The organism is Streptomyces sp. NBC_00258, assembly GCF_036182465.1.
Lineage (GTDB): Bacteria > Actinomycetota > Actinomycetes > Streptomycetales > Streptomycetaceae > Streptomyces.
Window position 1 is genome coordinate 10,962,166 of the sequence record NZ_CP108081.1, and the last position, 26,692, is coordinate 10,988,857.

The following is a 26,692-nucleotide window of genomic DNA, read 5'->3' on the forward strand; positions in this document are numbered from 1 at the left end:
GTGAACCCTGTCATCGTCGTGGGCGCCGGGCCCGTGGGAATGTCGGCCGCACTCGGCCTGCGCGCCCACGGACTCCCGGTCACCCTCGTGGAAGCGGACCCGCAGGGACGCGAACGGCCGGGCAGCCGCGCCCTGTTCGTCCACAAGGAGACCCTGCAACTGCTCGAAGGGATGCGCCCCGGTCTTGCCGCCCACATCACGTCGTACGGACGGACCTGGCAGACCAAACGCACCCTGTACCGGGGCCGCGAGGTGTACGCCAGGACGTTCCCGCCGCCGTCCTTCCCGCCCCCCTTCACGAGTCTGCGGCAGGTGGACACCGAGCGGTTCCTGCTCGCGGCCTGCGAGTCGGCCGGGGTGGACTTCGCGTGGGACGCGCGCGTGACGGGCGTCAAGGTCACCGACTCCGGGGTCGCGGTGAGCAGCGAGGACGGACGCGGCTGGACGGGCACCCATGTCATCGCCGCCGACGGTGCCCGCTCGGCGGTCCGGCGGGAGCTGGACATCCCCATGGAGGGCACCCGTTCGGAGGGCTTCCACGTCGTGGTGGACGTGTCCGACATCCCTGGCGCCGACCTGCCGCTGGAGCGGGTCTTCCACTACGAGCACCCGGGTGTCGGCGGCCGCAGCGTCATGCGCGTGCCGTTCACCGGCGGCTTCCAGGTCGACCTGCAGTGCCATGACGACGACGCGCAGGAGTCCTACGGCACCGAGGAGGCGGTACGGCGATGGCTGCCCGCGGTCGTGGGGGAGGGGTACGCCGACCGGATCCTGTGGGTGTCGACATACCACTTTCTCCGCAAGGTCGCGGCGACCTTCACCGACGATGAGCACCGGGTGCTCCTCGTCGGCGAGGCGGCCCACCTCTTTCCGCCCTTCGGTGCCCGCGGCATGAACAGCGGCATCGCGGACGCGGCGGCGGCAGCGGCGGCCGTGGCCGCCGGCACCACGGAGGCGGTCGCGGAGTTCGCGGCGGCCCGGCGGACGGCGGCCCATTTCAACAGCGCGGCGGCCGGCACTGCACTGGACCATCTGCGGCCCAGCCGTCGGACCGTACGGGCGAAACAGTGGGCCGCGGCGGCCCTGGCACCCGTACTGCCCTGGTGCGGGGCCTGGTTGGAACACGCACCGTACGGCCCCAGGCACGGATCACCGGCGAGCGCCGGCCGGAAGTACTGACCGGAGCACCTGAAGCACCGGACGTACCGACGGACGTACTGAGAGGAGAAAGTTTCTTGATGACACAACCGGCAACCGCAGAGGGACTGTTGGCGTGGATGCCCGGCCGTGGGCTGATCGCCGGCCTGGCGGCCGACACCCAGCTGCTGGTCGCGGACTCCTGGCTGGTCAGGGACGGCCAGGTGCGCGGACTCGACCGGCACCGCGAGCGGTTCCTGCGGGCCTGCGGCGACTGCGGAGGTCCGTCCCCCGATCAACTCGACGAGTTCTGGCGGGACATGATCGCCGCGCTGCCCCGTACGGGATCATGGTTCCCGCGCGTCGAACTCGTGGCCGGCTCCCTCCAGTTGCGGCTGCTCCTGAGGTACGCACCGCCGATCGCTCCGGAGGTACGGGTGTGGGCGGCCGGCCAGCCGGACCCGAGAACCGTGCCGCGCCGCAAGGGACCGGACCTGGACGTGCTGGCCCGGGTTCGGCAGCGGGCGAGGGGACAGGGCGCGGAGGAGGCCGTACTGATCGCCCCCTCGGGCCTGGTGCTGGAGGGGGCGACCTCCAGCTTGCTGTGGTGGGAGGACGACACCCTGTGCCTGCCCCCGCAGCAACTGCCGATCCTCGCCGGTGTCACCACGGCCCTCATCCAGGAGCGGGCCGTCCACGGCGGGATCCGGATGGCCCACCGCGAGCGGACCCTGGAGCAGCTCGCCGGGCGGGAGGTGTGGCTGGTGAACGCCCTGCACGGAATCCGGCCCGTGATCGGCTGGGAAGGCCGGCCGATGGAAGTGGGTCAGGACCTCTTCGCCAAGGAATGGCGGGAATGGCTCGACGGCCTGATGGAGCCCCTGCCGGCTGCCTGATCCGATCCTGATCCGATAAAGAAAGCTGGGGGAATAGGTTCGCGCCGGACCGACTGTATTCGGCCCGGCGCGATTATCCATATCCGGATTCAGTAAATTTCGGAGATCACTTCTCGGGGGTGGCTCAGGCCTTCTTCTGGGCCGGCTGATAAGCGCCCGGAACCATCCGTGTCGCGATGGCGATGCGGTTGTACGCGTTGATGACGGTGGCCGCCCAGATCAGTGCCGCGATCTGTGCCTCGTCGAAGACCTCGGACGCCTCCGCGTAGACCTCGTCCGGGACGTGCCCGTCGTGCACCAGCGTCACCGCCTCGGCCAACGCCAGCGCGGCACGCTCCCGTTCGCTGAAGAAGGGCGTCTCCTGCCAGGCGTTGAGCGCGTACACACGCTGCTCGCTCTCGCCCTGCGCACGGGCGTCCTTCGTGTGCATGTCGATGCAGAACGCGCAGCCGTTGATCTGTGAAGCGCGAATCCGAATGAGCTCAAGGAGCTCCGGCTCGACCTTGGCGTCCTGCGCCGCCAGAACGGCCGCGCCGTGCAGCGCGCCCATTGCTCCGGACACATCGGGGGTTATTTTCTTGAGGGCCACGCGGGGTGTGGATTCAATCTTGGGCATGGGCCGACTCTATCCGCCTTATGCACTCCACGAAACGGAAACAGTGCGAATAGTCGTGTGACGATTTGGCGGAAGGACGGCTATCGTGCGGCCATGACCGGATCCGAGGGGCGTCCACTGCTCTTCCTCGATGTCGACGGCCCGCTCATTCCCTTCGGGGCGGCATCGGGGCAGCACTCGGGCGGGTATCCGACCCATGGGGACCCGGCAGTCCCCGACGAGAATCCACTCCTGGCCAGGATCAACCCCGAGCACGGGCCCCGCTTGATGGCTCTGCCGTGCGAGCTGGTCTGGGCCACCACCTGGATGGCCGAGGCGAACGAGACCGTCGCGCCGCGGCTCGGTCTCCCCGAACTGGCCGTCGTGAGCTGGCCGGAGCCGGACGACGAGGGGGCCGGCGGGGAGGCCGGACAGGACGCGCGGCGCGGACTGCACTGGAAGACCCGCGCCCTGGTCGACCGGGCGGCCGGCCGCACGTTCGTCTGGGTCGACGACGAGATCACCGACACCGATCGGTCCTGGGTCTCCGCACACCATCGCGGGCATGCCCTGCTCTACCGGGTCGATCCCTGCCGGGGCCTCACCGACGCGGACTTCGACGCCCTCGACGAGTGGCTGGCCGCCGAAGTCGCCGGCGGCTCCTGACTCCCGGACCGCTCGACGGGCCTCCCGCGTCCAAATGACGGTGTGATCAAAGCATCGTTTAATGGGGAAAATCGGGTCCATTCACTGTGGGAGCAGCCCATGTCGCCAACGCGGTCCAGCGCAGGGGACGGGCCGGGCGCACCCGGGCGGCTGCGCAGGCTGGGGGAGTGGTGTGCCCGGCACTTCGTGATCGTCATCGTGGCCTGGCTCGTCGTGCTGGCCGCCCTGCAGGTGCTGGACCGCTCGTTCGGCGGAGACTACTCGGACGACTTCCAGCTCCCCGGTGTCCAGTCGGAGCAGGGCCTGGACGTACTGAAGAAGCACGACCCGGCGGCGGGCGGCTACAGCAGCCAGATCGTGCTGCGCGACGACAAGCAGTCGCTGACGTCGGTGAGCTCGCAGATGAGCCAGACGATCACCGACCTGCAGAAACTTCCCCATGTGCTCTCGGCCCAGAATCCGTTGACGGCCTCGTCCTCCCAGCAGTCGTCGGGACAGTCCCAGCAGCCGAACGTGGGCCCGCTGTCCAGCGACGGGAAGACCGGCTACATCACCGTCCGCTTCGACGTACAGCCGTCGACGCTCGGTGACTCGTACCTCGACGGAGTGGACAGCTCGGTGCAGTCCCTGAGGTCGGCGGGTGTGGACGTCGAGTACGGCGGCCCGCTGGGTGAGCTCGCCAGGCCGGCGGCCGACGACCGGATCAGCGAACTGATCGGGTTCGCGGTGGCGATCGTCGTCCTGCTCGTCGGCTTCGGCAGCGTGCTCGCGGCAGGCATCCCGCTGCTGACCGCCCTGATCAGCGCCGTGGGAGGGCTGGCCTGCCTGGGGCTGCTCGCCACGGCCTTCACCTTCGCCACGGTGTCCCCGACGCTGGCCACCATGATCGGCCTCGGTGTGGGCATCGACTACGCCCTGTTCCTCATCACCCGCCACCGGCAGAACCTCATGAACGGCGACGACCCGGTCCGCGCGGCGGGCCGGGCCACCGCCACCAGCGGCCGGGCCGTACTCGTCTCCGGCTGCACGGTGATCGTCGCCCTGGCCGGTCTCTCGGTCTCCGGAGTCAGCTTCATCGGTCTGCTCGGCGTGGCCGCGGCCGTGACGGTCGTCTCGGCCGTCGCCGGGGCGCTGACCCTCGTTCCCGCCCTGCTCGGGCTCATCGGCCACCGCATCGACCGCTACCGGGTGCGCCGCCCCGTCGCGGAGACGAACGCCGCACCGGGCGAACCCGTCCAGGGCACCTGGCACCGCTACGCCCAGCGCGTGCAGCGCCGCCCCTGGTGGTTCCTGGCCGGCGGAGCCGCCACGGTCCTCGTCCTGGCGATCCCGCTGCTCTCGATCCAGCTCGGCCACATCGGCGACGGCGCCGACCCGAAGTCGTTCACGGACCGACGGGCCTACGACATCATGTCGGACGCCTTCGGACCCGGCTCCAACGGCCCGTTGACCGTGGTCATCGACCAGACCTCCGTACCGTCCGACCAGCGTTCGTCGCTGGCGACACAGGCGGAGAAGTCCCTCACCGATGTGCAGGGCGCGGCCACGAGCACACAGCTCACGCCCACCCAGGACGGCGACGTGCTGGTGGGCACGGTCTACTCCAAGGAGGCTCCGCAGAGCGCGGACACCACCGACCTGACGAACCGCCTGGTCGACGAGACCCTGCCCCAGGCCGTCTCGGGCACCGACGCCAAGGGCTATGTCACGGGCACCACGGCCGCCCAGGTCGACTTCCGTGACATCGTCGCGGAACGCCTCCCGCTGATCATCGCGGTGGTGGTCGCCCTGGCCTTCCTCATCATCCTGATGGTCTTCCGGGGCCTGCTCGTCGCCCTCAAGGCGGCGGTCCTCAACGTCCTGTCCATCGCCGCCTCGTACGGCGTGGTCGTCGCCGTCTTCCAATGGGGCTGGGGCGGGCCGGCGTTGGGCGTGTCGGGCAAGGTGCCCATCGAGAGCTACGTACCCATGATGATGTTCGCCATCATCTTCGGCCTCAGCATGGACTACGAGATCTTCCTGCTGTCGCGCGTCCACGAGGCCTGGCTGCGCACCGGGGACGCGAAGGCCAGCGTGGCGCACGCCCTGGAGATCACCGCGCGGGTCATCACCTGCGCCGCCCTGATCATGGTGAGCGTCTTCGCCGCGTTCATCGTGAGCGACAACATCGTCGTCAAGATGCTCGGGCTCGGCCTGGCCGTGAGCGTGCTGATCGACGCAACTGTCGTACGCCTGCTCCTCGTTCCGGCCGTGATGACCCTGCTCGGCCGCCACGCCTGGTGGACGCCGGGCTGGCTCGACCGGATCATGCCGCACGTGGATCCGGAAGGGGACCACTGAACCGGCGGGGTGTCGTCGCGATCCGCGCGGGGGGTGCGGGCCCCGCCTTCGCGGGGCCCGCGGTCGGTCAGCAGGCCGAGTTGGTCTGGGTGAGCAGGCCGAGCCGCCACGGCAGACTGTTGTAGTCGCCGCCCGCGTTGGGGTCCTTGCCCTGATAGAGGTACTGAAGCCGACAGGAGTTGATGGTCAGGGTCTGGTCGTTCCCCGCACGGACGAGTTCGCCGTGGCTGATGTCCCTGGTCCAACTGCCCGAGGGGAAAGCGACGTTGTTGGCCCGGGCGAACGGGGTGCTCTCGGACGCGGCCAGTGGAGTCCACGAACCGGCGAGGCTGCCGGCGGTCCAGGAGCGGAAGTAGCGCCGCCCGTCCGACCCGATCGCCTCGACGAGCAACAGGTACTGGTTGCTGCCCTGCACCTTGTAGACGTTGCTCGCTTCGAACAGGGCGTACTTGTCGGATTCCTGGGCCGCGATGACGGTGTTGGTGAACCCGTTGGGGAACTGGCCCAGGGTCGTCTGCGACCGGTACAGATGCCCGTTGTCGTCGGAGGAGAACAGGTAGCAGTTGGCGCTGTCGCAGATCACCCACATGTCCACCCAGTAGCCGTTGCCGATGTTCTGGCGGATGATGTCCGGCATCGACGAGTAGAAGTGGCGCGGCGCGCTCCAGCCGTTCGGATTGCTGATGTCGGTGTTCGTGGAGTACGACGCGTTGCCGGTCTGGTAGACGAGGTACCACGTGCGCTGCGGAGCGAAGTAGAACACCTGCGGTGCGGCCCGGTATCCGGTGCCTATGGCGCTGCGGTCCAGATAGTGGTGCGTGGCCGAGGAGGCCTGGGACCAGTCGGTGAAGTTCAGATACACCAGGTTGTATCCGGACGCGTTCGCGACACTGGCGAACACGTGCCACCTGCCGTTGTGGTGGACGACCGACGGGTCCTTGAGCCCGGCGATGTCGTGCGTCGAGTCCGACTTCGGGGACATCAGCACGCCGCTGGAGCTCCAGCTGTAGCTGCCGGGCAGAGCGGCGGCATCGGACGTACTGCGCGTGGCGGTACCGGACGCACTTCGCGTGGCGGCGGTGGACGCCGCCCGTGCGGGCGAGGCGGACACGGTCCGTGTGGCGGCGGTGCCGCCCAGCGCGGTCAGCGTCGACTGGAAGGCGGGCTTCTTGTTGCCGTTCCGGTCGAACAGCAGCGGGTTCTCCCCGGCCCGCCAGGAGTCGCTGTCCCTGATGCCCCACACGGTGATGCCCGTACAGCGTGAAACGTTCATGCAGGCCCGCACCGTGTTCGCGTACGCGGCCGTCGGGGCCTGCGCGATGTCCAGCTCGGTGATCTGCACGTCCACGCCCAGCGCGGCGAAGTTCGCCAGCGTCGTCTGGAAGTTGGACGGCGGCCCGCCAGTACCGAAGTGGGCCTGGAAGCCGACGCAGTCGATGGGTACGCCGCGTGCCTTGAAGTCGCGCACCATGCGGTAGACGCCCTGGGTCTTCGCGGCGGTCCAGTTCTCGATGTTGTAGTCGTTGTAGCAGAGCTTGGCCGCCTGGTCCGCCGACCGCGCGGTGCGGAAGGCCTGCTCGATGAAGCCGTCGCCCAGCAGGTTCTGGAACACCGAGGGCCGGTGCTGGCCGCCGGTGCCGTCGGCGAACGCCTCGTTCACCACGTCCCAGGAGTGGATCCTGCCCTTGTAGTGGTTCATCACCGTGGTGATGTGGTTGTTCATCACGCCGCGCAGCGTGTTCGCGTCCGTGATGCCGCTGACCCAGCTGGGCAGTTGGGAGTGCCAGACGAGGGTGTGGCCGCGTACGCGTTGTCCGCGTGACGTGGCGCGGTTGACGATCTGGTCGGCGGGGCCGAACGTGAACGAGCCGCGGGACCGCTCGGTGGCGTCCCACTTCATCTCGTTCTCGGGCGTGACCGAGTTGAACTCCCGGTCGAGGATCGTCGAGTACGTCCCGTCGCCGAGCTTTCCGGCGGCCACGGCGGTCCCGAAGTACCGCCCCGACTGGGCGGCTTGGGCACCCAGCGTGGAGGCCTTGACCTCGGGAGATTCGGGCGATTCGGGCGCAGCGGTCGCGGTACCGGGCATCACCATTACGGCGGCGGCCAGCAGGCCCAATGCCAAGGCTCGGCGTCGGCCGAGCCGGTTGAGAAGGTTCACGGTTCTCCTCAGTACGGTCGTCGGATGCGGATGCGGATGCGGGTGGGTGCCGTCAGGGCACGGACAGCTCGAAGCGCTCGACGCGGACAGAACCGCCGAGCGCCTGAGTGGCGTGGTTGAAGAGGGCGAATCGATGGCCCATGAAGAACTGCCAGCTGTTGCCCATGGTGAAAGCGGGCCCCAGGCGGACGAAGTTGGTGCCGTCGGTGCTGTAGGAGAAGGTCCCCGGCCGGGCTGCCCCGGGGCGGATGTCGGCGTTCGCGCGCAGCCAGACGCGGCCCCCGGAGATGTTGGCGCCCGCCATCTCCGTACCGGTGCCGGTGGTGTTCCAACTGCTGTCCATGGTCAGCCCGTTGACCATGACGACCCTCGTCGCACCGCCGTCCCGCTTGACGCCGACCCACGCCGACGAGTCACGCAGCAGCGCGAGCCCCGCCCGGTCGCCGTCGCGCATCGTGGAGTGGTCGAGCTGGATCGTGGCGGTGGACGTGGGCCCCTGGACGCGGTGGGTGAGCGTGTTCCGGGCCCAGTACAGGTCGTTGGTGACGGTCGCGGTCCTGAGGGTCAGACCGTTGCCGACGGCCCATCGGCTGTTGTCCGGGTTGTGGTTCCACTCCCACTTCGGCTTGAGCGCCGTTCCGTCGAACGTGTCGACGCCGGTCATCGGGGTGACCTGCCGGGGCGGGTTCGGGACGACGGGGCTGGGATACGACGTACCCCAGGCGCCGTTGACGAGTTGCACGACGGGCCAGCCGTCCGAGGTCCACGCGACCGGCGCCAGGACGGGGATCCGGCCACCGGGGTACGCGTCCACGAACGCCAGGTAGTACCAGGCCCCGCTCTGCGTCTGGACGAGTCCGCCCTGGTGCGGGACCCCGCCGCCGGTGACCGGTCCGCGCAGGTCGAGGAGCACCTGCCGCATCGTGTAGGGCCCGAAGGGACCGCTCGTCGACTTGAGGATGTACTGGCCGTTGGCCGGACGGGTCAGGAAGATGTAGTAGTTCCCGTTGATCCTGTAGAAGCGTGCGCCCTCCAGGGTGCCGACGCTCGACGGCGTACTGAAGACCTGCTGGGCGCGGACCTGGGTGCGTCCGTCCGCGGAGAGCTGGGCCACGCTGATGGTGGTGTTGCCGTACGCCACGTACAGGGTGTCGTCGGTGTCGACGAGGAGCCCCGCGTCGTAGTACGCGGTACTGATCGTGGTCAGTCTGTTCCAGGGGCCCTCGACGGCGGTCGCGGTGTAGATGTACGTCCTGGCGAAGTCGATCTGGCCGAGCCAGTAGAACGTCCGGTTGCTCGGGCGATAGGCGAGTGAGGACGCCCAGATGCCCCGGACGTAGCCGCGGGCGCCGTTCAGGTCGTACTTGGACCCGAAGTCCAGCACCGGCACCGAGTGGCCGGCGAACTCCCAGTTGACCAGGTCGTACGAGCGGAGGATGGGCGCCCCCGGCGAGTAGTGCATCGTCGAGGCCGAGTAGTAGTAGGCGTTGCCGACGCGGATGATGTCGATGTCCGCGAAGTCCTGCCAGAGCACGGGGTTGGTGTACGACGCGGCCGAGGACTTCGGCGTCGCCGCGTGGGCCGTTGCCTGCGTGGCCGCGGTGCCGGGCAGAGCGGCTCCCACGGCCAGGCCGCTCGCCGTGCCCAGTGCCTTGCGGCGACTATGAGGTTGATCGAGCCATGACATGTCGAACGCTCTCCTTGCGTGGGGGACGAGGAGGTGCGGCGGATCATCAGGAGCTGTTCGTCTGGGTCAACAGACCGAGCCGGTAGGGGAGTTGCGCGTAGTCGCCGCCGGCCGAGGGGTTCAGGCCCTGGTAGAGGAACTGCAGACGGCAGGGGTTGATCGTCATGGTCTGGTCGTTGCCGGCGCGGACGAGTTCGCCGTGGCTGATGTCCCTGGTCCACGCGCCGGAGGGGAACGTCACGTTGGTGGCGCGGGCGAACGGATTGGCCTCGGTGGCCGCCAGCGGCTGCCACTGGCCGGTGAGTCCCTGGGCCGTGAAGGAGCGGTAGTACCGCCTGCCGTCGCCGCCGATGGACTCCCACAGCAGCAGATAGGTGTTCGTGCCCTGTACGCGATAGACGGCGCCGCCCTCGAACAGGGCGAACTTGGAGTCCTGGAGCACGAGTCGGGTGTTGCGGAAGCCGCCCGGGAACTCGCCGACGGTGGTCTCGGAGCGGTACACATGGCCGTTGTCGTCCGCGGAGAACAGGTAGCACATGGCGCTGTCGCAAATGGTCCAGTAGTCGAGCGTGCCCGACGGGGCGGCGTTCTGGAACGTCCTGGGCGCCGACCAGCTCTGCGGGGTGAAGCTCGTGTAGGCCAGGCTCCAGGACCCGGCGGTGTTCGCGGTCGTCATGAAGACGTGCCACTTGCCGTTCGCCCGAACCGCCGTCGGATCCTTGACCGAGACGACGGAGTGGCTCGCGTCTGGCTTCGGAGAGATCAGCTTCCCGCTGGACGACCACCGGAAGCTGCTCGGAAGTTGCGCAGCGGCCGCCGATTCCTTCGGGGGCGGAGCGGAGTACGACCGCGTGGGAACGGCGAGCAGCGACATCGCCAGGCCCAGCGGGCGTAAACCGTGAACGAGTGCGGGCATACGGGCTCCCGGGGGAGGTCGGGGCTCGCCGCACGAACACCAGGTGCGCTCTTCGTCCGGAACAGTGGCGTGTGGGGAGAGCCTTGCCGGTACGGGTGATGCGGGTGCTGTCGTGCCCGGTTCGTGCCTGGGGCGCACGAACCACTGCGGCCGTGCCTTTGTTCGTGCAGTCGAACATCGACCGGCCAGTTGGACGTCTTGGATGATAGGAGCCTCACCAGGAGCGTCAATACCTCTCGCATCATTCGGTTCCTACCTCGCATCTTTCGGTCCCGTCCCGCGGGCCTCCCGGAGTCCGCTCCCACCTCGGGGTCCACCCCGTGCCCCATCCCTCTCGGCCGGAGAGCGGGGGTCGTGATCAACTCGAAACATGGCGAACTCGTGAAGGATTGACGGGAGTTGTGAAAGGTGACAAGAATTCGGATCACTTCACTCCGCTGTGTCTCAAGCGAGTGAAGTGGCGCGAGTGACTCGGTCTCGCACGCTTCGTTGCGTCCGCCCGCGTCGGTCACGCGCGCACAGCCACCTCCCACACATTTCGATCCACAGAGGCTCACTTTGTCGCGTTCGCAACAACCCAGGATTCCGGCTGCCCTCGCAGCGTCCGCTTTCCTCGCAGTCGCCGCCGTCCCCGTGTTCGGGGCAGGCGTCGCACACGCCACGCCCGGCGGCGCGTGCCAGTCGGCCACCGTCCAGTACCGCCTCGTCGGCGCCGACGGAGGTGTCGTGGGCGCGGACTGGACCTCTCAGGGCGGTTTCCGTTCCTGGGACACCGTCCCCGGGCCCGTCGAGGTCCGGCTGGCTCCCGGACAGAAGGTCGCGGACGGCTGCAAGTACCCGGTCTCCCTCGCCGAATACACCACCGAGGGGCCGAACTGGGCGACTTCCGGTCGCCAGACCATGGTGGACAAGGCCACCGTCTACCTCACCGCCGCGGACGTGGCCGGTAGCGACGAGGAGAAGCGGACCTGGCAGAAGCTGGCCGTGAAGCTGCCCGACTGCTTTGGCCAGATCGACCTGTACGGCGACGACATCGCCTACGACGGCAAGACGGGCGAGGGGCACGGCCCCGCCCCCTACCAGCCCGACGGTGTCACCACTCCGTACCACCTCATAGCGGCGTGGAACGGAGGCGAGAAGGCGTGTGCCAACGGCCCGTCGGACTCGCCCACCCCGACTCCGACACCTTCGGAGCCGACCCCGTCGACCCCCGCGGGCAGCACACCGCCCGCGGAGGAGACGACCCCGCCGACCACCCCCAAGCCCTCCGCGACGCCTCCCACGACACCGGACGTGCCGCCGCTGTCGTCGAAGCCGCCCACCACCCCGAACCCGTCGCCCAGCGACAGCTCGCCGCCGCTGGCGGAGACGGGTGCCGGCGCGCCGGTCGGCCTGATCGCCGGTGGCGCCGCTGTAGTGATCGCCCTGGGCGCCGGTGTGGTGTACGCGGCAGCCCGCTCGCGTCGCTCATGACGGACGCGCACGGGATCGTCCTCGTGCCGTAGCGCACACCTACGGCTCCGCCTCCCGGCCGACACCATCCGTGCCGGCCGGGAGGCGGAGTTGTTGCCCCGAGGGGTCACGTCACGTTCAGGGGGTGATTCCCACGCCGTTGATCCGGCTCCAGGACTTCTCCTGGGCGGAGGTCATGGCAGGCCAACGCAGCCCGCCCGGGCGGGGGTTGACCCGTGTGGCGTACGAACGGGGGTAGAAGCCCGGGTCGTAGAAACAGCCCGTGCCGTACTTCTTGTCGAACGCACCGCAGGACGCCGCGAGCGACTTCGGCGTCGGCTTCTTTCCGGTGCGTACCCAAGTGGCCAGAGCGGAGATCGAGTTGGCGTACTCGGAATTGCTCAGCCCGCTGTGTTCGCTTTCCCGGGTGAAGGTCTGCACCAGCTTCTTGTCCCGGTGCGCGCCCCGAAGGCTGTCGCGGTAGGCCGCCTCGTGCTCGACGAACGCCGTCGGATCGTCGATGGCGTGGAGCGTGAGCACGGGAATCCCGACCTTGCCCGTGAGGTCACTGTCGTACGACAGGTCGCGAACGGCGGTCGGATCCGCGGAGAACCGTTCGACACCCTCGTTGAGCGCCTTGTCGTCGTGGGACCCGGAATAGCGAACGCCCTTGTTGCTGAACGGATTGCGCCCGCCGAGCCGGTTGTGCACGATGTCGCGGAAGGTGAACGTCGCAAACCGCAGATGGGATTCCAGGGTGCGCTCCGGAATTCCCGTGACCGCGAGGATGTCGTCCAGATTGCGCTGCTGCAGAGCGGTCCGCTCCTCGGCGGGGGAGGCGAATCCCGTGCATTCCTCAAGGCGGGCGCGCAGCCCCGCGCTCGTCATGGTCGAGGTCGCGCGCAGCCCCTCCCACAGCGGGTACCGGGGCTCGGTGGGGCGAGGGTGGTTCTGGCAGTAGTACTGGTAGACCACCCGCAGGTCCACGCGGTAGTCGTAGCCGCGGGAGCCGCCGCCGAGCACGCCGTTGGTGAGCAGGGCGCCGTCGTAGGGGCCGTGCTTCTTCGCGCCGTACGTCTCCACGACCTTCGCGGCGACATTGCCGCCCCAGGACTGACCGTGCACATATGTCCGCCTCGGCCTGTCGAACTCCTCGACGAACAGGCGGCGCAGATTCTCCGTGTCGGCGGCGGCCATCCGTGTTCCGTAACCACCGCGGCGGTACGACGAACCGGCCCACGCATAGCCTTCGTCCACCATCACCGACCAGCGTTCCAGATCGCCGATGCTGCGGGCCGGGTCGGAGCCCGCACCGAGGTCGGGGCCTCCGTGCGCGTGCATCACGAGCGAGCCGTTCCAGTTCTTAGGGACGGCGATCGCGTAATAGGCGCCGTTGGAATCCTGCCCCGTGTAACAAGTGGCCTTTCCGGTCAGCGTGGTCGGGCACTCCACGGAAGCCGGTCCGCCCGCGGTCGGGGAGGCGGAGGAGGCGGCCGACGTCGGTCCGGCGAGTGTGCCGACGAGAATTCCCGCAAGGCCCGCGGCCAACGCGGCGCGGTGGCGTCGAAGTCCTTTGGCCCCATTGCGGATGTCACGGATACCCGACGTTCCGAGTCTCGGCCGGTCCATGGGCGTACTCCTTCTCCTCATCGGCGCACCGTTGCGCGGCGGGGCCGATGCTAAGGAGAGGCCGGGCGAAAACCCATGGCTTGATCATTGCGTTCATAGTGTTCATCCGGCGATGACCGCAGGCTCGCCGGGCAGCCCTGGGCATTCCTGCGGTCGGGACCGCCCGATGGGTTCAGGAGAGCCAGTCGGTGTAGCGGGTGGGCGCGATGTGCGCGTCCTTCGGGGCGACGAGGACGTCACCGCGGACGGCCGCGAACATGCCCGCGCTGTCGTCGGTCGTGACCGTGCGGCCGTCCGGGTGGGCGGCCAGCGTGATCCGGCCGAGCTCGTCGAGCGGGAAGACGTCGGGGCCGCCGATGTTGTGGATGCCCCGCAGGGGCGAGCCCGCGGCGACCTCGGCGACCTCGGCGGCGACGTCCTTGGCCGCGATCGGCTGGATCGGTGTGCTGGGCAGGCGGACGGTGTCCCCGTCCGTGGTCCAGGACAGGACCGCGTCGACGAACTCCATGAACTGGGTGGCCCGGACGATCGAGTAGGGGACCGGCCCGGCCCTGAGGACGTCCTCCTGCAGGGCCTTGGCCCGGTAGTAGTCCAGCTCGGGCACCTGGTCCACGCCGACGATCGAGAGGATGACGAAGTGCTGGACGTCGCTCTTCGCGGCGACCGCGAGGAGGTTGTCCATCGAGGTCTGGAAGAACGCCGGGGACGCCTCGTCGAAGGTCGGGGAGTTCGTCAGGTTGATGACGGTGTCGGCGCCCTCCACGGCCTGCTCCAGGCCCTTGCCCGTGATGACGTCGACTCCGGTGGACTGGGAGTGGGGCACCGCGTCGTGCCCGGCCTCGTTCAGCTTCGTGACGACCTGGGAACCGATCAGTCCGGTACCGCCGATCACTGCGAACTTCATGACACGGCCTTTCCGTCTAGGTCCGTCGCTCGGCATACCGATCACTCCCGATTCGGGAGGGATCGTACGAGAAACGGTAGAGGAAGGTTCGAGCAGCCGCTCGGCATCCGGTGGGTGCCGGCAGCCGACCGAGGTGGGTCAGCGCAGATGCTTCTCGAAGAAGTCCATCGTCGTCTCCATTGAGGCCGGCCACTGCGGGGCGAACGTGTGACGCTCGCCCTTGTACTTCACCAGCTCGACGTCCTTGCCCGCCTTCTCGAACGCGGCGGTGGTCCGCTCCGACCAGACGATGGGGCAGCTCTCGTCGGCGGTGCCGTGGTGGATGAGCAGCGGTTCGGTCACCCGGTCGACGTAGGTGATCGGGGAGGCTTCCCTCCAGAACTTGGGGTTCTCCTCAGGGGTGCCGTGCGTCTCGTCGATCTCGGCGACGAGCGGGTCGCCTTCGCGGCGCTGGAAGTGGTCGATGTTCTCGTTCGGACGTGAGCTCACGGGGGCGAACACCACGGCGGCGTCGACCAGACCGGGCGCGACCACCAGCGTGTTGTACACGACGCCGCCGCCCATCGACCGCCCCAGCAGGCCGATCCGGTCGCCGTCGATCTCCGGACGCCCCGAGGAGCGCAGAGCCATGACGGCGCCGATGGTGTCCTCGGTGTAGCCGAGGCGCAGGTTGACGTCGTTGTCCGGGTCGTCGTCGGAGCCCGCGTGGTTGCGGTAGTCGGTGTGCAGGACGACATAGCCGTTGCGGGCGAGCAGCTCCTGCTCCCGGGCCAGTCCTCGGCCGCTGGTGTAGACGGCCGGGTCGATGTACCCGTGCGCCAGGACCAGGGCAGGGAAGGGCCCCTTGCCCCTGGGAATGTTCATGATTCCCGAGATCGTCAGTCCGTTGGCCTCGTACGTGACCGCGTACTGGGTGTAGGTGCCGGTCCGCACCCGTACGTTGCCGAGCTTGAGGTCGGAGCCGCGGTGCTCGCGCTGGATCAGTCCCGGGATCGAGACGGGGTTGGCCGGAGTCGGGGTGGGCGTCGCGCTGGGAGTCTTGGCGGAAGCCCGGGCCGAGGCCGGCGGGCTCGTGGGCTCGGTGTCACCGTCCCCGGTGCAGCCGACAGCGGCCACCAGCACCAGCCCGGCGGCACCGCAGGCCATGCTCCGAAAGCGCATACGGCCAGTATCCCCCGGATCCGCCCCGACGAGTGGTGACGGACGAGTTGCAGGTTCTCGACGGGAGCGGGCCGGGTCCGGGCGGGCCGGGCACGGCGGGACGGTCGGGGAGGCACGGTCGGGGAGGCGGGGCGGGACCGCCGCGGCGGCCACGGTCCCGCGACCATCCGTCAGCCGGGTGCGCCGGCCACCCCGTTGGAAGTGAAGTGGCTCCCCGTGCCGGAGAAGATGACCCCGGGTTCGGAGGGCGCCTGGTTCAGGACCCACAGACCGATCAGGGTGGCGAGCGTGAAGACGACCGCTATCAGGACCGCGAGCACGAGCCGTCGACGCCGCTCGCGGCGCACCCAGTCGCCGCGGGCCGTGCGGTAGGCGTCGGGGGCCGGGTGCACCCCGCCGGCCAGCGCCTCCAGGGCCTCGCGCAGGTCTTGTTCCGTACGGTCCGGCTCGTGCTCCGTACGGTCCGGAGAGGTGTCGTTCATCGCCGGGCCTCCATCGCCTGGGTCAGGGCGGCGATGCCGCGTGCGGTGTGTGTCTTGACCGATCCGCAGGAGATTCCCATCGCGGCGGCTATCTCGCTCTCCTTCAGCCCGAGCCAGTGGCGCAGCACGAGCGCTTCGCGCTGCCGCGCGGGCAGTTGCTGAAGCGCGTCGATCAGTACGCGCTGGTCGTCGTGGAGCAGTGCGGTGCTTTCGGCGGAGGCCACGACGTCGCTCGGCGGTTTCTCGACGTGCTTGCGCGCGACCTGGAGGTGGCGTATCCGCATCCGGGTCAGATTGCACACCGTGGAGCGCAGATAGGCCTCCGCGGCCTCTGCGTCCCGCAGCCGGCGCCACTTCCGGTAGATCTGGTAGTACGCCTCGGCCACGACGTTCTCCGGATCGTCGGCGCCGAGCAGTACGGCCAGGCGCAGCATCGAGGAGTAGTGCACCTCGAAGAGCCGGGCCAGGGCGGCTTCCCGTTCCAGGTCGACAGGGTCGCCGACCGTGGGGGAGAGGGCCGTCGTTTCCTCGGGCGCCTCTTCGCGTACGCCGTCGGGGCGGGTCTCTTCGTCGGGGCCGGGACGGTTCGTGACCGGCGGCCGGGCCGTCGCCGCGCGTGGGACGCGTGGCTCGGGGAGGGCGGCCGATGCGGCCTGCGCCACCGTCGCATGGGTGTGGTGTCTGCGTCTCACGGGTTGGTGGCTCCCGTCTCGGGGCGGCGCCTGACGGTCAGGCGTGGCGGTAGGTCGGTGACATCGGCGCCGCGCGGGACGCGGAGGCGTTCGAGGATCGCGGTGCCGACCAGGGCGACGGCCAGGTTGAGGACAAGGGCCGCGAGCCCGGCGTAGATCTCCAGCGGCCGGTCGGCGGAACCGAGGGCCACGATCGACGAGAACCCCTCGCGGACCACCAGGAACGTGCCGGCCGCCATGCCCACGGCCCACCCGGCGAGCAGCGCCCGCGGATGCAGCCGGCCGGTGAACAGTCCGACGGCCACGGCGGGGAAGATCTGCAGAATCCATACGCCGCCGAGCAGTTGGAGGTTGATCGCGTCCTGGTCGCGCAGCCCGAACACAAAGGCCACCGCCCCCACCTTCGCGGTGAGGGAGACCGCCTTGGCGATACGGACCTGGCGTTTGGGCGTGGCGGTCGGCTGCACGTACTCGACGTACACGTTGCGTACGAAGCAGGTCGCGGCGGCGATCGACATCACCGCGGCCGGGACGAGTGCCCCCACGACGATCGCGCCGAACACCAGCCCGGCCAGCGGCCCCGGCATCAACCGGTCGACCAGCATGGGTACGGCCGCCTCGGCGCCTCCCTCCGGGGCCTGAACGCCCGCCGCGAGGGCCGCGACGCCGAGGAAGCCGAAGAGTGCGAGCAGGCACGTCCAGGCAGGAAGGGCCACGGCGACCTTGCGCAGGGTGCGCGGGCTGTCGGCGGCGAATCCGGCGGTGAGCACGTGCGGGTACATGAGCAGGGCCAGCGCGGAGCCCAGGGCAAGGGTGGCGTAGGCGGGCTGCTGCTCGGGGGAGAGGAGCAGGGCGGAGTGCGCCGTGTCCGTGCCGCCGAGCCTTTGCGCGGCCCGGTCGAAGAGCGGGCCGGGGCCGCCGAGCCGGTCGAGGACCAGCCAGCAGACCGCGGTGAGCGAGACGAAGACGGCCACCGCCTTGAGAGCGGAGATGACCGCGGGCGCGCGCAGCCCGTGCCGGTACGTCGCCACCGCGAGCCCCGCGAAGAGCGCCACCATCACCAGGTCGCCGGCCGCGCCGCGCGGATAGACGCCCCCGGCGGTGAGCACCGCGCGGATGCCCAGCAACTGCAACGCCAGATACGGCATCGTCGCGAGGATCCCGGTGAGCGCGACGACCAGGGCCAGCGGCGGCGAACCGTACCGCCCACGGACGAAGTCGCCGACGGTCACGTAGCCGTGGCGGCGGGCCACCGCCCACAGACGTGTGAGCAGGACGAAGGCGAGCGGACAGACGATCACCGTGTACGGGACCGCGAAGAAGGCGGGTGCCCCATTGCCGTACGCCAGGCCGGGGACGGCCGTGAAGGTGTAGGCGGTGAAGATCGTGCCGCCCAGCAGCAGCCAGGTCCACACCGGGCCCAGGCTCCGGTCGGCCAGCGCCCAGCCCTCCAGGGACGGCAGCCGGTCGGTGGGGCGCAGCCGGCGCGCCGTGACGGCGAGCAGCGACGCTCCGCCGATCACGGCGAGAAACGTCGCGGTCATGGCGACATCCGCCATGGGTCACCGTCCTTGGTGTGCCTGTGCCCTTGCCGGAGAGTTGCGCGGGCACCCCACTCGGAGGACAGGGAACCGGCGGGAAATCTTCTGGAAATTCGCTGTCAACCAGTTCCGGCCGGTGGGCAACTCTTGCACAGACCGACAAGCACGGGGAGAGGAGCGCAGGTCATGGCACCCACGGGTCATCACCGGCTACGGCGCGTCGCGATCGCCGTACTGCTCCTCGCGCCCGCCGCGGGACTGCTGTGGGTCCCCTGGTACGCCGGCGAGAGCCCACGGCTCGCCGGGACGCCGTTCTTCTACTGGTACCAGCTCGCCTGGGTGCCGGGCTGCGGCCTGTGTCTCCTGGCCGCGTACGCGCTGACCAGGCACGACCGCCACGACCCCTAGTTCGTACGCCCGCACCGCCGATACGTACGCATCCGTACCACCACATCACCGTAGAGGTGAGGAGCCGCCATGCCCACGTCAGTCATGCCCGAATCCGGTGTCCCGGCGCCAGAAGGGCCGCCGCCCGCACGTTCCCGGACGACACCGCGGTCGATGCTGCTGTGGGCCGCGGTCGCCCTGCTCGGCGCGATCGGCTGGGGCGTCCTCGCGCTGGCCCGCGGCGAGGAGATCTCCGCGGTCTGGCTGGTGGTGGCCGCCCTCGGCTCGTACGCCATCGCCTACCGCTTCTACTCCCGCTTCATCGCGCGGCGCGTGCTGGAGCCCGACGACCGGCGGGCCACCCCCGCCGAACGTCTGGAGGACGGTGTCGACTTCCAGCCGACCGACCGCCGGGTGCTGCTCGGCCATCACTTCGCGGCGATCGCCGGCGCCGGGCCGCTGGTGGGGCCGGTGCTCGCCGCCCAGATGGGGTATCTGCCGGGCACCCTCTGGATCGTCGCCGGAGTGATCTTCGCCGGAGCGGTGCAGGACATGGTGGTGCTGTTCCTGTCCATGCGGCGGGACGGCAAGTCGCTCGGGCAGATGGCGCGGGAGGAGATCGGCAGGGCGGGCGGGGCCGCGGCCCTGATCGCCGTCTTCGCCATCATGATCATCCTGCTCGGGGTGCTGGCCCTGGTCGTGGTCAACGCGCTCGCCCACTCCCCGTGGGGCACCTTCTCGGTCGCCATGACCATCCCCATCGCCCTGTTCATGGGCTTCTGGCTGCACCGCATCCGGCCGGGCCGGGTCGTCGAGACCAGCCTGATCGGTGTGGCGCTGCTGCTCCTCGCCATCGTCGGCGGCAGCTGGGTCCAGGAGTCCTCGCTCGCCGACACCTTCACCCTCAGCCCGACGACCCTGGTCTTCTGTCTCGTCGGCTACGGCTTCGTCGCCTCCGTGCTGCCCGTGTGGATGCTGCTCGCGCCGCGCGACTACCTCTCCACCTTCATGAAGATCGGCACCATCGCACTGCTCGCGGTCGGCGTGATCGTGGCCGCGCCCGTGCTGCGGACCGACGCGGTCAGCGACTTCGCCTCCTCGGGCTCGGGACCGGTCTTCGCCGGCGCCCTCTTCCCGTTCCTGTTCATCACGATCGCGTGCGGCGCGCTCTCCGGCTTCCACGCACTGGTCGCCTCCGGGACCACCCCGAAGCTGATCCAGAAGGAGTCCCAGGTCCGCATGATCGGCTACGGCGCCATGCTCATGGAGTCGTTCGTCGCGATCATGGCGCTGATCGCCGCGGCCACGCTGGAACCCGGCCTGTACTACGCGATGAACGCGCCCGCCGGGCTGCTCGGCACCACTGCCGAGTCCGCCTCCCAGGCGGTGGCGGGCCTCGGCTTCACCATCACCCCCGACCAACTGACGCAGGCGGCCAAGGCGGTGGAGGAACAGACCCTCATCGCCCGCTCGGGCGGGGCACCGACCCTCGCGGTCGGCATGTCGGAGATCTTCTCCGGAGTCTTCGGCGGCAGCGCGATGAAGGCCTTCTGGTACCACTTCGCGATCATGTTCGAGGCGCTGTTCATCCTGACCACGGTCGACGCCGGCACCCGCGTCGGACGCTTCATGCTCCAGGACATGCTCGGCAACGTCTGGAAGCCGATCGGACGGGTCAACTGGAAGCCGGGCATCTGGCTGTGCAGCGCACTCGTCGTGGCGGCCTGGGGCTACTTCCTCCACTCCGGCGCCACCGACCCCCTCGGCGGAATCAACCAGCTCTTCCCGCTCTTCGGCATCGCCAACCAGCTCCTCGCCGCCATCGCCCTCACCGTCTGCACGACCGTCCTCGTCAAGTCCGGGCGGCTGCGCTGGGCCTGGGTCACCGGGGTCCCGTTGGCCTGGGTGGTCGCGATCACCTTCACCGCCGGCTGGCAGAAGATCTTCTCCGCCGACCCGCGCGTCGGCTTCTTCGCCCAGCGCGAGCGGTACGCCGACGGCATCGACGCCGGTCAGGTACTGCCGCCCGCCAAGACCCTCGACGACATGCACACCGTGGTCACCAACTCCACGGTCGACGGCGTCCTGATCGCCCTGTTCCTGCTCCTGGTCGCCGTGGTGATCGTCAACGCGGCCGTCGTGTGCGTGCACGCCGTACGGTCCCCCGTTCCGCTTCCGACGACCGAGACGCCGTACGTCGAATCCCGCATCGACCTTCCGGAGCAGTCCGCCGAACCGCTGGCGGGAGCCCGGACATGAGCGTCCGGCGGTGGGCACGGGCCGTGCGCTGGTACCTGCGCGAGCTGACGGGGGAGGCGGAGTACGACCGCTACCGCGAGCGCCATCTGCGTCATCACCCGCTCGCCCCGGTGCCGACACCACGCGAGTACCAGGCACTGCGAGCCCGGCACCGGGAGGACCATCCGCAGAGCCGTTGCTGCTGACTCGGAGTTCGGAGGAGGGCTGAGGTGGCCCGGCGTGCCGAAGACGCCGGGTCACCCCTCCGCTTCGTGGCCGCACTCCCAGGACGCCGACGACCGCTACTCCGTACGCAGAGCCACAGCCGTACGGGCCTTGGCCGCCCAGCCCGCCGGGAGCAGGGCGCCCAGCATCGCGATCGCGATCCCGCCCAGGCCCAGCAACACCAACTGCCAAGGCCCGTACACATCGAGGACCGAGGGCGGCAGATCGGTGCCCGCGGCATGCCCCATCACCGGCAGCACGATGCCGTGCAGCGCGAACCCGGCGGGCACGCCGACCAGACCGCCGAGCATCCCGATCCCGGCCACCGAGGCGAGTACGAGGCCCACGGTCTGCCGCGGCGACATGCCCAGCGCCTTGCAGACGCCGAGGTCGTGGACACGCTCCCGGGTGTCGATGACAACGGAGTTGAGCACACCGAGGCCGGCGACGGAGACCAGCATGAGGGTGAGCAGGGCCGCCATCGACTGCAGTATGAGGACGAAGTTGTCCTGTTCCGAAGGGGAGTTGGCCATGGCGTCACCGCCCAGCGGCCGCACCACCTCGGCGAGCTTCTCGGCGTAGGCGGCGGGAGAGACGCCCGGTCCCACCTCGACGAGGAACGTACGGGGTTCGGCGGCGGGGAAGTCGGCGATGCCCGCGTGGAGTTGCATGCCGTCGTCCTCCGTGTCGAAGGCCTCGCCGACGATCCGCAGGGTCCGGATCTCTCCCTGGTGGGTCACCCGGACCGTGTCACCGATCTTGCTCCCGGTCCGTTCCAGGAAGCCCGTGGCCACCACGACCTGCCCCGCACCGTCGATCCAGTGCCCGGAGATCATCTCGTAACTGCCGGAGCGGGAATCTCCCTGATAGAGGCTGATCGTGACCGAACCGGTGACCCCGGCCACGGTGACGTCCTCCTGGGTCGTGGCGTAGTACGAAGCGGTGCCTTCCTGCGCCTCGACTGCGGCGCGTATCCGTGCCGGATCGGCGGGCGGGGCCTCGGAGTTGCCCTCGGCCGGGGTTCCGGGATTGCCCTCGGCCGACGGGGGCACCGGTCCGCTGGACGGTCCGTCGGCGAACACGGTGACCGCGGCACGGTCCTCGGGATCCTGCGCCTCGCCGACCGCCGTGAGGGACGCGGTCAGTCCCACCGCGAAGGTCGCCGCGACCGTACCGAAGGCCACCGCGAGCAGCATCGCGACCGTGCGGACCGGGTGCGCGAAGGGGCTCGCGAGGCCGTACGTCACCGCCCTCGGCAACGGCAATCGCCCCGCCATCCGGTGCGCCCACTGGCCGCGACCGGTCCGCGGTGCCCGGCCCACCGCGATGGCCTCGACCGTACGCAGCCGCCCGGCCCGCAGCGCGGGAACCAGCGCGGCGATCCCGACGACCGCCAGCGCGGCGACCGGCACCACGACGTCCACCCACCAGGCCACCGTCAGCGAGGCGGTGCCGTACGCCTGCTCGGTGTCGTCGAGGAGCGGCACGGCCAGCAGGTTTCCCAGCACGACGCCCAGCGCGATACCGACGGCGGCGGGGATCAGAGCCTGGGCCACATAGGCGCGTACGACCTCACGTGGTGTGAAGCCGATGGCCTTGAGGATGCCGATCCTGCGCAGACTGGAGCCGACCGCCCCGCTGGTCACACTGCCGACGATGATCACCGACATCACGATGCCGAGGACGCCGAAGGCGATGAGGAAGGGGATGGTCGGGGCGGCGCCCTGGTCGGCGGCGCGCTTGGTCTCCAGATAGGACTGGCTGCCCAGCAGGGCACCGGACGGCACGGCCGCGGCGAGCTTCTTCCGGCCGTCGGTGATCTGTTTGTCCGTCCCGGCCGAGTCGAAGCGGTAGAGCATCTGGCTGGTGAGCGGGTGGTCCGCCGACGTAAGAGCCTTGGTCTGCGCGGGGGTCGCCCAGGCGTCGGCGGTCTTGCTCACCGACAGGGCGAAACCGACGACCGTCAGGGTCGAACTGCCTTCCCCGGCCGAGGTCTTGAGAGTGGAGCCGAGCTCCAGGGCGGGGCCGGAGAACGACGCGTTGAGCACGATCTCCCCCGTTTTCGCCGCCCACCGACCGGACTTGAGATCCAGATCGTCCACGTCTGCCTTCGGACCGGACCGTCCGACGAGCGTCAGCGTCGGCATACGCCGGCCCGCCGAGTCCTCCGGCTGGATCGTCGTGGAGGGATACGGCCCCGCGCTCGCGGTGACACTCGTCTGCTCTCGGGTGGCTGTGAGCTGCGCCGCGCTCGCCTTGTCCGGATCGAACTGGGCCGTCAGATGAGCGCCTTGCTGCTTCGCGAAGGCGTGGTCGAAGGGCGCGTTCGCGGCGACGATGAGCGACCCGGCGACCACCGCCGAGGCCACGGCCATCATCGTGGCCACCGCGATCACCACGGTCTGCACCCGGCGCCGCCCCACACCGGAACGTATGACCCGGCCGAGCGCACCGCCCCCGAAGCGGGTCATCGGACCGCCTCCGCCCGCGTGTCGAGGGCGAGGTGACCGTCGACCAGATGGATCGTCCGGCTCGCGCACGCCTCGGCGAGCGCGAGGTCGTGCGTGACCAGCACGATGGTCTGCCCGCCGCGGTGCAGATCGACGAGCAGCTCCCGTACGTCCTGGCCCGAGGCGGTGTCGAGGGCGCCGGTCGGCTCGTCGGCGAGCAGCAGCGCGGGCCGGTTGACCAGGGCCCGGGCGACCGCGACACGTTGGCGTTCGCCGCCCGAGAGCCGGCCCGGGTAGGCGCGGGCGTGCTTCTGGATGCCGAGCACCTCCATGAGTTCGTCGGCACGGGCCGCCGTCTTGCGCCGTGCGGTGCCGGTGAGTTGGGCGGGGAGCTGGATGTTGTCGGCGACGGTGAGGTCGTCGAGCAGATTGAAGAACTGGAACACCATGCCGATCTGCTCGCGGCGGAACCGGGCCAGCGCGTGCTCGTTGAGAGCGTTCAGCTGCCGGCCGCCCACGGAGACGGTGCCCTCGGTCGGCTTGTCCAGGCCTGCGACGAGGTTCAGCAGCGTGGACTTGCCGCTGCCCGAGGGGCCCGTCACGGCAAGGGCCTCGCCCTTCTCGACGGAGAGCGTGAGAGGTCCCAGCGCGGGCGTGCCGACGCTGTCATAGCGCTTGGCCACGCCCTCCAGTTGGATCACCTGAGTCATGGGAGTCGACCGTCCTTCGGGTGGCATCGGTTCGCTTCGGTTGGGGTGGTCGGGCCGGGTTGCGTTGAGCGGGTCGGACTGTCGGGCCGGGTTGGTCGTACTGGGTCTGGCTCGGTCGGGTCGGGGCCGGTTCACGAGGGACGTTGCCGGGCTCAGCGAACCTAGGAGCGCGGGGTGTTGTGGCGCGTCGGCCGCGGCACCGACATCAGGACCTCCCCGCGAAGGACCCGGCCGCGAGGTCATCCCTGCGACGTGCACCTGCGGGACAGGACTCTGGTCGCGCAGACGGACGCGGACCTGGGCTGGGAGCCACACAATGAGCCGATGGAGACGGAGGACCGCCGCGACAGGCTCCGGCAACTGCGTGACGCGCTACGGCCGGAGGAGAAGCCCGCCCCGCTGTCGCGGTGGGCGGTACGCGCCGACGTGGTGCTGGCGATCGTGCTGACCGTCGTCGCGTTGATCGTGGCGGCGCAGTTTCCCGGCGACGGGCCGGCCCGCGTCTCGGCCAAAAGCGAGCAACGGAGCGAGCAGCGTATCGACCACCGGACCGAGGTGCCCCCGGTCCCGCTGCTCCCACCACGACCGCCCGTACCCGGCGTGGGAGTTGTGGTGCCGGAGCCCCGCACCGTGCCGTGGCCGTTGGTCATCCTGTCGGCGCTGCCTCTCGTGGCCAGGCGGCGGTATCCGCTGGTCACGTTCGGGATCGTGATGGGCGCGGCGCTGCCCATCGGCGACGATGCCTCCTGGATCAACGTACTGACGTGCGTCATCGGCGCCTACAGCGCCGTCATGTACAGCCGCTACCAAGTGCGGGCGCTGGCTGGAATGGTGGCGGCGGCCGTGCTCGCCGGATTCGCGTTCCGGGAGACGGACCCCGTGCTCCCGGGCTGGTCGAGCCCCGCGGTCGTCCTGCTGGTCGCCGGGGTACTGGCCGGGCTCGTCCGCGTCGGCGGCCGGCGGCTCAGCGCCAGCCGGGACCGGTTCACCCAACTGCAACGGGCCCAGGAGGAGGCCATGCGCCGGGCCGTCGAGGAGGAACGCGCCCGCATAGCAGCGGAGTTGCACGACGTCGTGACCCACAATGTCAGCGTGATGGTGATCCAGGCGGGCGCGGCCCGCAAAGTGATGGACACGGCGCCCGAGCGGTCGAAAGAGGCGCTGCTGGCGGTCGAGGCCGGGGGCCGGGCCGCGATGTCCGAACTCCGGCATGTGATGGGGCTGCTCGCCGCCCCGGACACCGGCCGCCCCGACAGCCCTGCCGACGGGCTTGAACCACAGCCCGGTCTGGGGCACCTCGACGCCCTGATCGACCGGGTACGTGCCGCAGGGACACCGGTCGCCATCGCGGTGTCCCTGCCGCCGGAGCCGCTGCCGCCCGGGGTGGACCTCGCGGCGTACCGCGTGGTGCAGGAGGCACTGACCAACACGATCAAGCACGCGCCCGGCGCCGATGCCTCCGTCACGGTCGGCCACACCGACGACTGTCTGGAGATCGAGGTCACGGACACCGGAGCCGCCCACGACGCCCTGTCGACGGGCCCCAACGGCACAGGCGCAGGAGTTGGCACCGGCAGTGGCAACGGCCGCGGACTGATCGGGCTGCGTGAGCGGCTGTCGGTCTACGGCGGTGAACTGACGGCCGGACCGACCCTCGCCGGCGGGTACCGGATCAGAGCCCGCGTCCCGTGGCGGACCGCGTGAACGGGCCGTCCCTGCGTGCCGTCATCGCGGACGACCAGGCCCTGGTCCGTACGGGGTTCGGAATGATCCTCGCCGCCGACGGCATCGAGGTGACCGCGGAAGCGGCAGACGGGGCCGAGGCGGTCGCCGCCGTCCGGCGCACCCGGCCCGACGTCGTGCTCATGGACATCCGGATGCCGCGGATGGACGGGATCGAGGCGACCCGGCGGATCCTCGGGGACGAAGGCCCGGGCGACACCCGGGTCATCATCCTCACCACGTACGACCTCGACCACTACGTCTACGCCGCACTCACCGCCGGCGCCAGCGGCTTCCTGCTCAAGGACGTCACCCCCGAGCACCTCGTGGCCGCCGTCCGCCTGGTGCGGTCCGGTGACGCGCTCCTCGCGCCCACCATCACCCGCCGGCTGATCGAACGCTTCGCCCACCGCGAGGAGCCCCGGCCGCCGGCCCTCCACCGCGACCTGTCCGGCCTCACCCCACGCGAACTCGAGGTACTCCGGCTGCTCGCGACGGGCCTCAGCAACGCCGAACTCGCGGACCGCCTGTTCCTCAGCCCCACCACGGTCAAGACGCACATAGGCCGCATCCTGTCGAAGCTGGACCTCCGCGACCGCGTCCAGGCGGTCGTGCTCGCCTACGAGACCGGCCTGATCGCCCCAGGAGACCCGACACCCGATACGGGCTGACGACGACCCGGCCTCCGGCCGTCCTCATCA

The 26,692-nt window shown here is 69.9% G+C and carries 22 protein-coding genes; 10 read left to right on the forward strand and 12 right to left on the reverse strand.

Going from position 1 to position 26,692, the window contains the following annotated elements; all coding sequences use genetic code 11:
• On the forward strand, positions 1-1,179 hold the full coding sequence (locus OG718_RS48645) for an FAD-dependent monooxygenase (RefSeq protein WP_328847212.1): 1,179 nt from the start codon (positions 1-3) through the stop codon (positions 1,177-1,179).
• 59 nt (positions 1,180-1,238) lie between these two features.
• Positions 1,239-2,033: an aminotransferase class IV gene (locus tag OG718_RS48650; protein WP_328847213.1), complete on the forward strand. Its 795-nt coding sequence runs from the start codon at positions 1,239-1,241 to the stop codon at positions 2,031-2,033.
• A gap of 124 nt (positions 2,034-2,157) precedes the next feature.
• Here the strand turns inward: OG718_RS48650 and OG718_RS48655 are convergent, their stop codons facing one another.
• Complete coding sequence (locus OG718_RS48655; RefSeq protein ID WP_328847214.1) at positions 2,158-2,649, reverse strand: carboxymuconolactone decarboxylase family protein; 492 nt, start codon at positions 2,647-2,649, stop codon at positions 2,158-2,160.
• Positions 2,650-2,742: 93 nt separating this feature from the next.
• Between OG718_RS48655 and OG718_RS48660 the strand changes: the two genes are divergently transcribed.
• Complete coding sequence (locus tag OG718_RS48660; protein ID WP_328847215.1) at positions 2,743-3,294, forward strand: HAD domain-containing protein; 552 nt, start codon at positions 2,743-2,745, stop codon at positions 3,292-3,294.
• A 99-nt stretch (positions 3,295-3,393) separates the two neighbouring features.
• Positions 3,394-5,634, forward strand: coding sequence for an MMPL family transporter (locus OG718_RS48665; RefSeq protein ID WP_328847216.1), 2,241 nt, complete (start codon positions 3,394-3,396; stop codon positions 5,632-5,634).
• Between the two features lie 67 nt (positions 5,635-5,701).
• Here the strand turns inward: OG718_RS48665 and OG718_RS48670 are convergent, their stop codons facing one another.
• The 3 genes from OG718_RS48670 to OG718_RS48680 are packed head-to-tail and all read right to left on the reverse strand — an operon-like array spanning position 5,702 to position 10,398.
• Positions 5,702-7,795: a non-reducing end alpha-L-arabinofuranosidase family hydrolase gene (locus OG718_RS48670; protein WP_328847217.1), complete on the reverse strand. Its 2,094-nt coding sequence runs from the start codon at positions 7,793-7,795 to the stop codon at positions 5,702-5,704.
• Between the two features lie 52 nt (positions 7,796-7,847).
• Positions 7,848-9,482, reverse strand: coding sequence for a glycoside hydrolase family 43 protein (locus tag OG718_RS48675; RefSeq protein WP_328847218.1), 1,635 nt, complete (start codon positions 9,480-9,482; stop codon positions 7,848-7,850).
• A 46-nt stretch (positions 9,483-9,528) separates the two neighbouring features.
• On the reverse strand, positions 9,529-10,398 hold the full coding sequence (locus OG718_RS48680; RefSeq protein ID WP_328847219.1) for a non-reducing end alpha-L-arabinofuranosidase family hydrolase: 870 nt from the start codon (positions 10,396-10,398) through the stop codon (positions 9,529-9,531).
• Between the two features lie 633 nt (positions 10,399-11,031).
• Between OG718_RS48680 and OG718_RS48685 the strand changes: the two genes are divergently transcribed.
• Complete coding sequence (locus tag OG718_RS48685) at positions 11,032-11,871, forward strand: hypothetical protein (RefSeq protein WP_260695665.1); 840 nt, start codon at positions 11,032-11,034, stop codon at positions 11,869-11,871.
• Positions 11,872-11,988: 117 nt separating this feature from the next.
• On the opposite strand, the gene OG718_RS48690 is transcribed toward OG718_RS48685, so the two are convergent.
• The 6 genes from OG718_RS48690 to OG718_RS48715 all read right to left on the reverse strand — a co-directional run bounded on the left by OG718_RS48690 (position 11,989) and on the right by OG718_RS48715 (position 18,277).
• Entirely contained in the window at positions 11,989-13,479 is a 1,491-nt protein-coding gene (locus OG718_RS48690) for a hypothetical protein (RefSeq protein ID WP_328847220.1), read from the reverse strand.
• Between the two features lie 172 nt (positions 13,480-13,651).
• Positions 13,652-14,383 carry an SDR family oxidoreductase gene (locus OG718_RS48695; RefSeq protein ID WP_328847221.1) on the reverse strand — a complete coding sequence of 244 codons (732 nt, stop codon included), beginning with the start codon at positions 14,381-14,383 and terminating at the stop codon, positions 13,652-13,654.
• Between the two features lie 138 nt (positions 14,384-14,521).
• Positions 14,522-15,544, reverse strand: a complete 1,023-nt coding sequence (locus OG718_RS48700) for an alpha/beta hydrolase family protein (protein ID WP_328847222.1) — start codon at positions 15,542-15,544, stop codon at positions 14,522-14,524.
• A 170-nt stretch (positions 15,545-15,714) separates the two neighbouring features.
• Positions 15,715-16,026 carry a hypothetical protein gene (locus OG718_RS48705; RefSeq protein WP_143642515.1) on the reverse strand — a complete coding sequence of 104 codons (312 nt, stop codon included), beginning with the start codon at positions 16,024-16,026 and terminating at the stop codon, positions 15,715-15,717.
• Positions 16,023-16,718, reverse strand: a complete 696-nt coding sequence (locus OG718_RS48710; RefSeq protein ID WP_328847223.1) for a sigma-70 family RNA polymerase sigma factor — start codon at positions 16,716-16,718, stop codon at positions 16,023-16,025. Before OG718_RS48710 ends, OG718_RS48705 begins: the two co-directional genes overlap by 4 nt.
• Positions 16,715-18,277 (reverse strand): sodium:solute symporter family protein, encoded by a 1,563-nt coding sequence (locus OG718_RS48715; RefSeq protein ID WP_306942011.1) that lies wholly within the window; start codon positions 18,275-18,277, stop codon positions 16,715-16,717. The genes OG718_RS48710 and OG718_RS48715 overlap by 4 nt, the downstream gene beginning before the upstream one ends.
• A gap of 168 nt (positions 18,278-18,445) precedes the next feature.
• Between OG718_RS48715 and OG718_RS48720 the strand changes: the two genes are divergently transcribed.
• The 3 genes from OG718_RS48720 to OG718_RS48730 all read left to right on the forward strand — a co-directional run bounded on the left by OG718_RS48720 (position 18,446) and on the right by OG718_RS48730 (position 21,090).
• Positions 18,446-18,667 (forward strand): DUF3311 domain-containing protein, encoded by a 222-nt coding sequence (locus OG718_RS48720; RefSeq protein WP_143642513.1) that lies wholly within the window; start codon positions 18,446-18,448, stop codon positions 18,665-18,667.
• An 84-nt stretch (positions 18,668-18,751) separates the two neighbouring features.
• On the forward strand, positions 18,752-20,905 hold the full coding sequence (locus OG718_RS48725; protein ID WP_443055384.1) for a carbon starvation CstA family protein: 2,154 nt from the start codon (positions 18,752-18,754) through the stop codon (positions 20,903-20,905).
• The gene (locus OG718_RS48730) at positions 20,902-21,090 is read left to right on the forward strand and encodes a YbdD/YjiX family protein (protein ID WP_143642511.1); all 189 of its coding nucleotides are present in this window, start codon (positions 20,902-20,904) and stop codon (positions 21,088-21,090) included. The genes OG718_RS48725 and OG718_RS48730 overlap by 4 nt, the downstream gene beginning before the upstream one ends.
• Positions 21,091-21,186: 96 nt before the next feature.
• Here OG718_RS48730 and OG718_RS48735 read toward each other — a convergent pair whose 3' ends face one another.
• Both OG718_RS48735 and OG718_RS48740 read right to left on the reverse strand, forming a co-directional pair.
• On the reverse strand, positions 21,187-23,580 hold the full coding sequence (locus tag OG718_RS48735; protein ID WP_328847225.1) for an ABC transporter permease: 2,394 nt from the start codon (positions 23,578-23,580) through the stop codon (positions 21,187-21,189).
• Positions 23,577-24,269 (reverse strand): ABC transporter ATP-binding protein, encoded by a 693-nt coding sequence (locus tag OG718_RS48740; protein ID WP_328847226.1) that lies wholly within the window; start codon positions 24,267-24,269, stop codon positions 23,577-23,579. Before OG718_RS48740 ends, OG718_RS48735 begins: the two co-directional genes overlap by 4 nt.
• A gap of 324 nt (positions 24,270-24,593) precedes the next feature.
• On the opposite strand from OG718_RS48740, the gene OG718_RS48745 reads away from it, so the two are divergent.
• Complete coding sequence (locus OG718_RS48745) at positions 24,594-25,973, forward strand: sensor histidine kinase (protein WP_328847227.1); 1,380 nt, start codon at positions 24,594-24,596, stop codon at positions 25,971-25,973.
• Positions 25,970-26,662 carry a response regulator gene (locus tag OG718_RS48750; RefSeq protein WP_398939461.1) on the forward strand — a complete coding sequence of 231 codons (693 nt, stop codon included), beginning with the start codon at positions 25,970-25,972 and terminating at the stop codon, positions 26,660-26,662. The genes OG718_RS48745 and OG718_RS48750 overlap by 4 nt, the downstream gene beginning before the upstream one ends.
• Positions 26,663-26,692: the final 30 nt, after the last annotated feature.

Coding starts and splice junctions, on each gene's coding strand:
- OG718_RS48730 (WP_143642511.1), top strand. CDS start 20,902: ATGAGCGTCCGGCGGTGGGCACGGGCCGTGCGCTGGTACCTGCGCGAG.
- OG718_RS48680 (WP_328847219.1), bottom strand. CDS start 10,398: ATGCCCGCACTCGTTCACGGTTTACGCCCGCTGGGCCTGGCGATGTCG.
- OG718_RS48675 (WP_328847218.1), bottom strand. CDS start 9,482: ATGTCATGGCTCGATCAACCTCATAGTCGCCGCAAGGCACTGGGCACG.
- OG718_RS48735 (WP_328847225.1), bottom strand. CDS start 23,580: ATGACCCGCTTCGGGGGCGGTGCGCTCGGCCGGGTCATACGTTCCGGT.
- OG718_RS48705 (WP_143642515.1), bottom strand. CDS start 16,026: ATGAACGACACCTCTCCGGACCGTACGGAGCACGAGCCGGACCGTACG.
- OG718_RS48695 (WP_328847221.1), bottom strand. CDS start 14,383: ATGAAGTTCGCAGTGATCGGCGGTACCGGACTGATCGGTTCCCAGGTC.
- OG718_RS48690 (WP_328847220.1), bottom strand. CDS start 13,479: ATGGACCGGCCGAGACTCGGAACGTCGGGTATCCGTGACATCCGCAAT.
- OG718_RS48745 (WP_328847227.1), top strand. CDS start 24,594: ATGGAGACGGAGGACCGCCGCGACAGGCTCCGGCAACTGCGTGACGCG.
- OG718_RS48715 (WP_306942011.1), bottom strand. CDS start 18,277: ATGGCGGATGTCGCCATGACCGCGACGTTTCTCGCCGTGATCGGCGGA.
- OG718_RS48740 (WP_328847226.1), bottom strand. CDS start 24,269: ATGACTCAGGTGATCCAACTGGAGGGCGTGGCCAAGCGCTATGACAGC.
- OG718_RS48655 (WP_328847214.1), bottom strand. CDS start 2,649: ATGCCCAAGATTGAATCCACACCCCGCGTGGCCCTCAAGAAAATAACC.
- OG718_RS48720 (WP_143642513.1), top strand. CDS start 18,446: ATGGCACCCACGGGTCATCACCGGCTACGGCGCGTCGCGATCGCCGTA.
- OG718_RS48665 (WP_328847216.1), top strand. CDS start 3,394: ATGTCGCCAACGCGGTCCAGCGCAGGGGACGGGCCGGGCGCACCCGGG.
- OG718_RS48700 (WP_328847222.1), bottom strand. CDS start 15,544: ATGCGCTTTCGGAGCATGGCCTGCGGTGCCGCCGGGCTGGTGCTGGTG.
- OG718_RS48660 (WP_328847215.1), top strand. CDS start 2,743: ATGACCGGATCCGAGGGGCGTCCACTGCTCTTCCTCGATGTCGACGGC.
- OG718_RS48650 (WP_328847213.1), top strand. CDS start 1,239: ATGACACAACCGGCAACCGCAGAGGGACTGTTGGCGTGGATGCCCGGC.
- OG718_RS48725 (WP_443055384.1), top strand. CDS start 18,752: ATGCCCGAATCCGGTGTCCCGGCGCCAGAAGGGCCGCCGCCCGCACGT.